Genomic DNA, 8,693 nt, shown 5'->3' on the forward strand with positions numbered 1-8,693 from the left:
TGCGGGCTTCGCGGCGCTTGGCGCTCTTCGATGGCTTGCCGGCATCCGCAGGTTTTGGATCGCGCGGGTTGAAACGATCGCTTTCGTCGCTAATCACTTGGCCTCCAACTGCGCCAGCAGGCTGACCATTTCCAGAGCGGACAGGGCAGCTTCAGCACCTTTGTTGCCGGCCTTGGTGCCGGAACGCTCGATGGCTTGCTCGATGGAGTCGACGGTCAGGACACCGAAGGCCACCGGTACACCGAACTCCATGGACACCTGGGCCAGGCCCTTGGTGCATTCGCCCGCCACGTATTCGAAGTGCGGGGTACCGCCACGGATCACGGCGCCCAGGGCGATGATCGCGTTGTATTCGCCTTGCTGGGCGACTTTCTGTGCCACCAGCGGGATTTCGAACGCGCCCGGGGCACGGATGATGGTGATGTCGCTTTCGCTGACGCCGTGGCGTACCAGGGCATCAACGGCACCGCTTACCAGGCTTTCGACGACGAAGCTGTTGAAGCGGCCAACCACCAAAGCATAGCGACCTTTGGGGGCGATGAAGGTACCTTCGATGGTCTTCAGGGTCATTCCGATGTTCTCATATTCAAGAGCGAGGCCGCGCGCAGGCGGCCTCGACAGGGTCTGGACTCGAGTATCTGGGCGTCACTGCCGCCTCAAGTCACTCGGAGGGCACGTATTCTACAACTTCCAGATCGAATCCGGATATCGCATTGAACTTCATCGGCGAACTCATCAGGCGCATCTTGCGCACGCCGAGGTCACGCAGGATCTGCGAACCGGCACCCACGGTGCTGTAGGTGGTCGGCGCCTTGGTCGGGGCATCGCCGGCGCTTTCGCGGATGTGTGCCAGCAGCACGTCGCCGTCCAGCGGATGGCCCAGCAGCAGCACCACGCCGCTGCCGGCGTCGGCTACGGCGCTCATCGCCGCGCGCAGGCTCCAGCGGCCCGGTTGCTTGACCATCAGCAGGTCGCGCAGCGGGTCCATGTTGTGCACGCGCACCAGGGTCGGCTCTTCGGCGCAGATGTTGCCCAGGGTCAGGGCCATGTGCACGTCGCCTTCCACCGCATCGCGGTAGGTCACCAGGTTGAACTGGCCCAGCTCGCTTTCGATCGGCTGCTCGGACACCCGCTGAACGGTGCGCTCGTGGATCATGCGGTAGTGGATCAGGTCGGCGATGGTGCCGATCTTCAGGCCGTGCTCGGCGGCGAACACTTCCAGCTCGGCGCGGCGCGACATGGTGCCGTCGTCGTTCATCACCTCGCAGATCACCCCGCTCGGCTCGAAACCGGCCATGCGCGCCAGGTCGCAGGCAGCTTCGGTGTGGCCGGCGCGGGCCAGGGTACCGCCAGGCTGGGCCATCAGCGGGAAGATGTGGCCGGGGCTGACGATGTCTTCGGCCTTGGCGTCCTTGGCGGCGGCAGCCTGCACGGTGCGGGCGCGGTCAGCGGCGGAGATGCCGGTGGTGACGCCTTCGGCGGCTTCGATCGACACGGTGAACTTGGTGCCGAAGCCCGAGCCGTTGCGCGGCGCCATCAGCGGCAGCTTCAGCGTTTCGCAGCGCTCGCGGGTCATCGGCATGCAGATCAGGCCGCGGGCGTGCTTGGCCATGAAGTTGATGTGCTCAGGCAGGCAGCACTCGGCTGCCATGATGATGTCGCCTTCGTTTTCGCGGTCTTCGTCATCCATGAGGATGACCATTTTGCCCTGGCGGATGTCTTCGACCAGTTCTTCGATGCTGTTGAGCGCCACGCGGCACCCCCTTCTCAATCAGGATTTCAAGAAGCCGTTGGCGGCCAGGAAGCTTTCGGTAATGCCACTGCCCTTGCTCGGTTCGGCAGCCTTGTCACCCAGCAGCAGACGCTCCAGGTAACGGGCCAGCAGGTCGACCTCAAGGTTCACCCGACGCCCTGCACGGTAGTCGGCCATGATGGTTTCGGACAGGGTGTGCGGGACAATGGTCAGCTCGAACTCGGCGCCATTGACCTCATTGACCGTCAGGCTGGTGCCGTCGACGGTGATCGAACCCTTGTGGGCGATGTACTTGGCCAGCTCCTTGGGTGCACGCACGCGGAACTGGATGGCGCGCGCGTTATCGCTGCGCGAAATGATTTCGCCGACGCCGTCGACGTGGCCGCTGACCAGGTGGCCGCCCAGGCGGGTGGTCGGGGTCAGGGCCTTTTCCAGGTTGACCTTGCTGCCGCTCTTGAGGTCGATGAAGGCAGTGCGCTTGAGGGTCTCGACGCTGACGTCGGCCCAGAAGCCATCGCCTGGCAGCTCGACCGCCGTCAGGCACACGCCGTTGACGGCAATGCTGTCGCCGAGCTTGACGTCACCCAGGTCGAGCTTGCCGGTTTCGACGTACACGCGCACGTCACCGCCCTTGGGGGTCAGGCTGCGAATGGTGCCGATGGATTCGATGATGCCGGTGAACATGGGGTCTTCCTCAGAACGGGTTGCGCAGGGCAAGCCCGGCATTATACGCCGGGTGCCGGCAGAGGGATGGCCGTGACCCGCCAGTCATCGCCCACTGCGCGCATTTCGGTAATTTTCAGCCGGGGGGCTTCGCTCATCTTCTCCAGCGGCCAGTCCAGCAGCGGGCGGGCCTGGGAGCCGAGGAAGGTGCCGGCGACGAACAATTGGTACTCGTCGATCAGGCCGTGCTGGGCAAACGCTCCCAACAGGCCGGCGCCGGCCTCCAGCAGGATCTCGTTGACACCGCGCCCTGCCAGTGCCTGCATCAGCGCCGGCAGGTCGACCTGGCCGTTGCTGCCGGGCAGGCTCAGCAGCTCGTGGCCGGCGGCGGCGTAACGCGGGTCATCGCCCATGGCCGTCACCACCAGCGCCGGGCCGGCCTGGAAGAACGGGGCATCCAGCGGCAGACGCAGGCGGCCATCGACCAGCACGCGCAGCGGTGGGCGGCTCAGGGCCAGCGCCGTGGTGTGCTCATCCAGCCCCAGTTCGGCGCCGCGCACGGTCATCCGCGCGTTGTCGGCCAGCACGCTGGCGGCGCTGGTCAGCACCACGCTGGATCGGGCCCGCAAGCGCTGCACCGCAGAGCGCGCAGCGGGGCCGGTAATCCACTGGCTTTCGCCACTGGCCATGGCGGTGCGGCCGTCCAGGCTCATGGCCAGCTTGGCGCGCACGAACGGCAGGCCATGTTCCATGCGCTTGAGAAAGCCGGGGTTGAGTGCCCGGGCGTCGCTTTCGAGCACACCGCTGGCCACTTCGATGCCCGCCTCGGCCAGGCGCCGCAGGCCACGCCCGGCGACCTGCGGATTGGGGTCCTGCATGGCGGCGACCACACGCGCCACGCCGGCTTGGACCAGCGCCTCGGCACAGGGTGGGGTGCGCCCATGGTGGCTGCAGGGTTCCAGGGTCACGTAGGCACAGGCGCCCTTGGCTCGCTCACCGGCCTGGCGCAGCGCGTGCACCTCGGCATGCGGCTCGCCGGCGCGCACGTGCCAGCCCTCGCCGACCACTTCGCCGTCGCGCACGATCACGCAGCCCACGCGGGGGTTGGGGTGGGTGCTGTACACACCCTTGCGCGCCAGCTCCAGGGCACGGGCCATGTAATGGGCGTCGAGGATCGCGGTCTGGCTGGGCATGCTCACTCTTTAGCCGGCTCGCGGGCCAGGCGGTCGATTTCTTCGCGGAATTCGTCGAGGTCCTGGAAGCGCCGGTACACCGAAGCGAAACGGATGTAGGCGACTTCATCGAGCTTGCGCAGCTCGGCCATCACCAGCTCGCCGACCACCAGCGACTTCACCTCACGCTCACCGGTCGCCCGCAGGCGGCTCTTGATGTGCGCCAGCGCCGCTTCCAGGCGCTCGACGCTGACCGGGCGCTTTTCCAGCGCGCGCTGCATGCCGGCACGCAGCTTGTCTTCATCGAAGGGCTGGCGCGTGCCGTCCTGCTTGATCAGCCGGGGCAGCACCAGCTCGGCGGTTTCGAAGGTGGTGAAGCGCTCGCCGCACGCCACGCATTCGCGACGGCGGCGCACTTGCTCGCCCTCGGCGACCAGGCGCGAGTCGATGACCTTGGTGTCGTTGGCACCGCAAAAGGGACAGTGCATGGTGGCAGGCAACAAAAAAAGGGAGGGCCATGGTAGCGCATTGCACTGGCAAGACAAGCCAAAGGGGTTAACATCCATGCAATTGTGCCCATCAAGGACTCCCCTATGCATTTGCGCGTGATCGCCGTGCTGTGCTGCACCGCCCTGCTCGCCGCCTGCGGCAGCGACAAGCCGAAAATCGAACAAGCGCCCGCACAGGCGCCTGCCAAGGTGGCCAAGAAGGCCCAGCCGCTGGGCCCGCTGCCGGCCTACCAGCGTGAGCTGAGCGGCACCTTGCTGAACATTCCTGCCGGGGCTGATGTGGAGCTGGCGCTGCTGGTGATCGACGAGCGCGACCGCCCGCAGCAACTGCTGGCCAGCAGCACCCTGACCGGCACCGGCCAGGACCTGCCCTACCAGCTGCGCTTCAACCCCGAGGCCTTCCCTGCCGGCGCCCGGGTCGAGTTGCGCGGGCGCGCCAGCAGCTCGGGCCAGTTGATCATGCACCTGCCGCCCGTGCGCATCGCCCAGGCGCAGACCCAGGCCACCGGCCCGCTACGTTTCGAAAAGGCGCCGTAAGTGGCGCCGCTGGCACTGCAACAGGCCCTCAGCGGCCTGATCGGCGAGGCGCGTCTGGTGGTCAGCGAGTTGCCCGAATGCGCGCTCAAGCTCTGGCTGATCGACGACCAGAACATGGACCGCGCCTTCAGCAGCGAAGAAACCCGGCGCATCCTCGAAGAGCCGCCGTACTGGAGCTTCTGCTGGGCCAGCGGCCTGGCCATGGCCCGCTACCTGGCGGCGCACCCCGAGTGGGTCGCCGGCAAACGCGTACTGGATTTCGGCGCAGGCTCAGGCATTGCCGGCATCGCCGCCGCCCGTGCCGGCGCCCTGGAAGTGGTGGCCTGCGACCTCGACCCACTGGCCCTGCAGGCCTGCCAGGCCAATGCGCAGCTCAACGGGGTAACGCTGGGCTACAGCGATGACTTCTTCGCCGAAGCGGACCGCTTCGACCTGATCCTGGTGGCCGACGTGCTGTACGACCGGGCCAACCTGCCCCTGCTCGACGCCTTCCTCAGCCGCGGCCGTCAGGCCCTGGTGGCCGACTCGCGGGTACGTGACTTTCGCCACCCGCTGTACCAGCAGCTGGGCGTGCTCGAAGCGCTGACCTTGCCAGACCTGGCCGAGCCGCACGAATTCCGCCGGGTCAGCCTGTACCACGCCAGACGCGAGCCTTTATAGTGGTGCCATCCACTGATTTGCGAGAGTCGCGATGAGCCAGCAAACGCCCTATATCTTCGATGCCACCGATGCCAACTTCCAGCAGCTGGTGATCGAGAACTCCTTCCACAAGCCGGTCCTGGTGGACTTCTGGGCCGAGTGGTGCGCGCCGTGCAAGGCGCTGATGCCGCTGCTGGCGAAGATTGCCGAGGGCTACCAGGGCGAGCTGCTGCTGGCCAAGATCAACTGCGATGTCGAGCAGCAGGTGGTGGCCCAGTTCGGCATCCGCAGCCTGCCGACCGTGGTGCTGTTCAAGGATGGCCAGCCGGTCGACGGCTTCGCCGGTGCGCAGCCGGAGTCGGCGATCCGCGCCATGCTCGAGCCGCATGTACAGATGCCTGCCGCCCCGGCCGCATCGCCTCTGGAGCAGGCCAAGGCGCTGTTCGCCGAAAGCCGTTTCGCCGAGGCGGAAGCCACCCTGCAGCAGCTGCTGGGCGAAGACAACAGCAATGCCGAAGCGCTGATTTACTACGCACGCTGCCTGGCCGAGCGCGGTGAGCTGGGCGAGGCCCAGGTGGTGCTGGATGCGGTCAAGACAGACGAACACAAGGCTGCCCTGGCGGGCGCCAAGGCCCAGCTGACGTTCCTGCGCCAGGCCGCCAGCCTGCCGGAAGTCGCTGACCTCAAGAGCCGCCTGGCGCAGAACCCGCAGGATGACGAGGCGGCTTACCAGCTGAGCATCCAGCAGCTTGCGCGCCAGCAGTACGAAGCGGCGCTGGAAGGGTTGCTGAAGCTGTTCCAGCGTAACCGTGGGTATGAGAACGGGTTGCCGCAAAAGGCGATGTTGCAGGTGTTCGAACTGCTCGGTGGCGATCATCCGTTGGTGGGTGTGTACCGTCGCAAGCTGGCGGCAGCCATGTTCTGACCCATCCTGGCCCTATCGCCGGCAAGCCGGCTCCCACATGTGGGAGCCGGCTTGCCGGCGATAGGGCCGGTACGGATACGCTTACCCCACCCAGTGATACACCGGCGCATCCGCGCCACTTTCCACCTTCACCTCACTGCTGTGGCGCAACCGCACCAGCAGCCGCTTGCCCGCCGCCGTACTCCCCGTCAGCCCTTCCAGCCGGTCGAGCAACTCAGGCCCATCCATGCGCCCCACCTGGCGCAGCACTTCGCGCGCAGCCAGCCATTGCCCGTCATCCTGGCGCGGCGCCGCAGCCGCAGCAGCCGACACAGCCTCACCAGCCACCGGTGCCGCGAACTGGCGGCCCAACTGCGCCCACTCCGCCGGCTCCAGCTCGATGGTCAGGTCCACCGGCCAGTCGCCAATCTGTCCACGAATTCTCACGCTGCATTCCTTCAAGCCCGGTCAATGCCTTAATGCTACAGCAACATGAAACCTGCGCCAGGCAGGCTGGCGATGCACGGAAAAATTGTTATAACATTACCAAATCTTTCCAGCCGCCCCGGAGTCGTCCATGCGTCGCCTGCTGCTCGCCCTGCCCATCGCCCTGCTGCCCTTCGCCGTGGCCCATGCCCACGATGACCACGACCACGATCATGCCCACGGCACCCTCGGCGCCCACGAGCACGGCGTGGCCAAGCTCAATGTCGTGCTCGACGGCAATACCCTGGAGCTGGAGCTCGACAGCCCGGCGATGAACCTGGTGGGCTTCGAGCATGCCGCCAGCAGCGATGCCGACAAGCCCAAGGTGGCCGCAGTGCGCCAGCAGCTCGAACAGCCGCTGAAACTGTTCGGCCTGGCCGCCGCCGCCGGCTGCGTGGAAGACGCCCAGGAACTGCAAAGCCCGCTGTTTGGCGATGCTGCCAAAGACGACGACGGCGACCAGCACGAGCCTGGCCATCAGCACAGCGACATCAATGCCCACTACCAACTGAACTGCTCAGCCCCGGGCAAACTCACGCAAATCGACCTCGCGCCGCTGTACAAGGCGTTCCCGGCCACGCAGAAGATCAACGTGCAACTGATCGGCCCGAATGGCCAGCAAGGCCTGGAAACCTCGCCGGCCAAGGCCGTGGTCGCGTTCTGAATGAGCCAGCCGTTGATCGAACTGCATGACCTGGTGTTCGCCTGGCCTGGCCAGGCGCCGCTGCTGGACATCCCGGCGCTGCGCCTGGAAGCCGGTGAGGCGCTGTTCCTCAAAGGCCCGAGCGGCAGCGGCAAGACCACGCTGCTGGGCCTGCTCGGTGGGGTCAACGTGCCGGGGCAAGGCCGCATCCAGTTGCTCGGCCACGACCTCGGCGCCATGGGCCAAGGCGCACGTGACCGCTTCCGGGTCGACCACACCGGCTACATCTTCCAGCAGTTCAACCTGCTGCCCTTCCTCTCGGTGCGCGAAAACGTCGAGCTGCCCTGCCGCTTTTCGCGCAGCCGCGCCGAGCGTGCGCGGCTGCGCCATGGCAGTGTCGACCAGGCGGCCAGCGTGCTGCTGGCCCACCTGGGCCTGGACGACACGCTGCTTGCGCGGCGCGCCGACAGCCTGTCGATCGGCCAGCAGCAGCGCGTGGCCGCAGCGCGGGCCCTGATCGGCCAGCCGGAGCTGGTGATCGCCGACGAACCGACCTCGGCGCTGGATGCCGACAGCCGCGAAGCGTTCATCCGCCTGTTGTTCGCCGAATGCCGGGCAGCCGGCGCCAGCCTGCTGTTCGTCAGCCATGACCAGAGCCTCGCGCCGCTGTTCGACCGTCATCTGTCCCTGGCCGAGCTCAATCGCGCGGCCAAACCCCGGGAGGCCTGATGTACCTGCTTCGCCTTGCCCTGGCCAGCCTGGCCAACCGCCGTTTCACCGCCTTCCTCACCGCCTTCGCCATTGCCCTCTCCGTGTGCCTGCTGCTGGCCGTGGAGCGTGTGCGCACCGAAGCCCGCGCCAGCTTCGCCAGCACTATCAGCGGCACCGACCTGATCGTCGGCGCCCGTTCAGGCGCGGTGAACCTGCTGCTGTACTCGGTGTTTCGTATCGGCAATGCCACCAACAACATCCGCTGGGACAGTTACGAGCATTACGCCAACGACCCCCGGGTGAAATGGGCCATCCCGATTTCGCTGGGCGACTCGCACCGTGGCTACCGGGTGATGGGCACCACCGGCGACTACTTCAGCCATTACCAGTACGGCCGCCGCCAGCACCTGGAACTGAGCCAGGGCCGTGCGTTCGCCAGCGACCCGTTCGAGGTGGTGCTGGGCGCCGAAGTGGCCGATGCGCTGCACTACAAGCTGGGCGACAAGCTGGTGCTGGCCCACGGCGTGGCGGCGATCAGCCTGGTCAAGCATGACGACAAGCCGTTCACCGTGGTGGGTGTGCTCAAGCGCACCGGCACGCCGGTCGACCGCACCCTGCATATCAGCCTGGCCGGGATGGAAGCCATCCACATCGACTGGCACAACGGCGTGCCGGC

12 protein-coding genes and 1 pseudogene are annotated in these 8,693 nt (G+C 66.7%); 6 read left to right on the forward strand and 7 right to left on the reverse strand.

Features of this window, described 5'->3' with window-relative positions; translation table 11 throughout:
* From B3E94_RS01280 to nrdR, 6 genes and pseudogenes are all read right to left on the reverse strand, one after another.
* Window positions 1–97, reverse strand: a pseudogene (locus B3E94_RS01280) (N utilization substance protein B); the annotation flags it as partial.
* Window positions 94–570 (reverse strand): 6,7-dimethyl-8-ribityllumazine synthase, encoded by a 477-nt coding sequence (gene ribE, locus B3E94_RS01285; protein ID WP_176518320.1) that lies wholly within the window; start codon window positions 568–570, stop codon window positions 94–96. The gene ribE and the pseudogene B3E94_RS01280, both read right to left, overlap by 4 nt.
* A 91-nt stretch (window positions 571–661) precedes the next feature.
* Window positions 662–1,753: a bifunctional 3,4-dihydroxy-2-butanone-4-phosphate synthase/GTP cyclohydrolase II gene (gene ribBA / locus B3E94_RS01290; protein ID WP_236193705.1), complete on the reverse strand. Its 1,092-nt coding sequence runs from the start codon at window positions 1,751–1,753 to the stop codon at window positions 662–664.
* A gap of 18 nt (window positions 1,754–1,771) precedes the next feature.
* Window positions 1,772–2,437 carry a riboflavin synthase gene (locus B3E94_RS01295; protein ID WP_003255399.1) on the reverse strand — a complete coding sequence of 222 codons (666 nt, stop codon included), beginning with the start codon at window positions 2,435–2,437 and terminating at the stop codon, window positions 1,772–1,774.
* A gap of 41 nt (window positions 2,438–2,478) precedes the next feature.
* Window positions 2,479–3,609, reverse strand: coding sequence for a bifunctional diaminohydroxyphosphoribosylaminopyrimidine deaminase/5-amino-6-(5-phosphoribosylamino)uracil reductase RibD (gene ribD / locus B3E94_RS01300; protein ID WP_286912034.1), 1,131 nt, complete (start codon window positions 3,607–3,609; stop codon window positions 2,479–2,481).
* Window positions 3,610–3,611: 2 nt separating this feature from the next.
* On the reverse strand, window positions 3,612–4,076 hold the full coding sequence (gene nrdR, locus B3E94_RS01305; RefSeq protein ID WP_016393425.1) for a transcriptional regulator NrdR: 465 nt from the start codon (window positions 4,074–4,076) through the stop codon (window positions 3,612–3,614).
* Window positions 4,077–4,181: 105 nt separating this feature from the next.
* On the opposite strand from nrdR, the gene B3E94_RS01310 reads away from it, so the two are divergent.
* Genes B3E94_RS01310 through trxA form a run of 3 tightly spaced genes read left to right on the forward strand, consistent with a single transcriptional unit; the run spans window position 4,182 to window position 6,198 of the window.
* Window positions 4,182–4,634 (forward strand): YbaY family lipoprotein, encoded by a 453-nt coding sequence (locus tag B3E94_RS01310; protein ID WP_236193707.1) that lies wholly within the window; start codon window positions 4,182–4,184, stop codon window positions 4,632–4,634.
* Window positions 4,635–5,294, forward strand: coding sequence for a class I SAM-dependent methyltransferase (locus B3E94_RS01315; protein ID WP_286912035.1), 660 nt, complete (start codon window positions 4,635–4,637; stop codon window positions 5,292–5,294). It abuts the gene before it with no gap.
* A gap of 31 nt (window positions 5,295–5,325) precedes the next feature.
* A complete protein-coding gene (gene trxA, locus B3E94_RS01320) occupies window positions 5,326–6,198 on the forward strand; it encodes a thioredoxin (RefSeq protein ID WP_286912036.1) in 873 nt (290 codons plus the stop codon).
* Window positions 6,199–6,279: 81 nt separating this feature from the next.
* Here trxA and B3E94_RS01325 read toward each other — a convergent pair whose 3' ends face one another.
* Window positions 6,280–6,624, reverse strand: coding sequence for a hypothetical protein (locus B3E94_RS01325; protein ID WP_286912037.1), 345 nt, complete (start codon window positions 6,622–6,624; stop codon window positions 6,280–6,282).
* A gap of 130 nt (window positions 6,625–6,754) precedes the next feature.
* On the opposite strand from B3E94_RS01325, the gene B3E94_RS01330 reads away from it, so the two are divergent.
* The 3 genes from B3E94_RS01330 to B3E94_RS01340 all read left to right on the forward strand — a co-directional run.
* Window positions 6,755–7,327: a DUF2796 domain-containing protein gene (locus tag B3E94_RS01330; RefSeq protein WP_286912039.1), complete on the forward strand. Its 573-nt coding sequence runs from the start codon at window positions 6,755–6,757 to the stop codon at window positions 7,325–7,327.
* Window positions 7,328–8,035 carry an ABC transporter ATP-binding protein gene (locus B3E94_RS01335; protein WP_286912040.1) on the forward strand — a complete coding sequence of 236 codons (708 nt, stop codon included), beginning with the start codon at window positions 7,328–7,330 and terminating at the stop codon, window positions 8,033–8,035. It begins immediately after the preceding gene.
* Window positions 8,035–8,693: ABC transporter permease (locus B3E94_RS01340; RefSeq protein WP_286912041.1), on the forward strand; the 659-nt coding region annotated here is incomplete at its 3' end. The genes B3E94_RS01335 and B3E94_RS01340, both read left to right, overlap by 1 nt.

This window comes from Pseudomonas sp. UBA6315 (assembly GCF_002438125.1).
GTDB lineage: Bacteria > Pseudomonadota > Gammaproteobacteria > Pseudomonadales > Pseudomonadaceae > Aquipseudomonas > Aquipseudomonas faucium.

Bases quoted from the DNA above. Each gene is read 5' to 3' on its own strand.
- ribE (WP_176518320.1), bottom strand. From the start codon at position 570: ATGACCCTGAAGACCATCGAAGGTACCTTCATCGCCCCCAAAGGTCGC.
- B3E94_RS01295 (WP_003255399.1), bottom strand. From the start codon at position 2,437: ATGTTCACCGGCATCATCGAATCCATCGGCACCATTCGCAGCCTGACC.
- ribD (WP_286912034.1), bottom strand. From the start codon at position 3,609: ATGCCCAGCCAGACCGCGATCCTCGACGCCCATTACATGGCCCGTGCC.
- nrdR (WP_016393425.1), bottom strand. From the start codon at position 4,076: ATGCACTGTCCCTTTTGCGGTGCCAACGACACCAAGGTCATCGACTCG.
- B3E94_RS01310 (WP_236193707.1), top strand. From the start codon at position 4,182: ATGCATTTGCGCGTGATCGCCGTGCTGTGCTGCACCGCCCTGCTCGCC.
- trxA (WP_286912036.1), top strand. From the start codon at position 5,326: ATGAGCCAGCAAACGCCCTATATCTTCGATGCCACCGATGCCAACTTC.
- B3E94_RS01330 (WP_286912039.1), top strand. From the start codon at position 6,755: ATGCGTCGCCTGCTGCTCGCCCTGCCCATCGCCCTGCTGCCCTTCGCC.
- B3E94_RS01335 (WP_286912040.1), top strand. From the start codon at position 7,328: ATGAGCCAGCCGTTGATCGAACTGCATGACCTGGTGTTCGCCTGGCCT.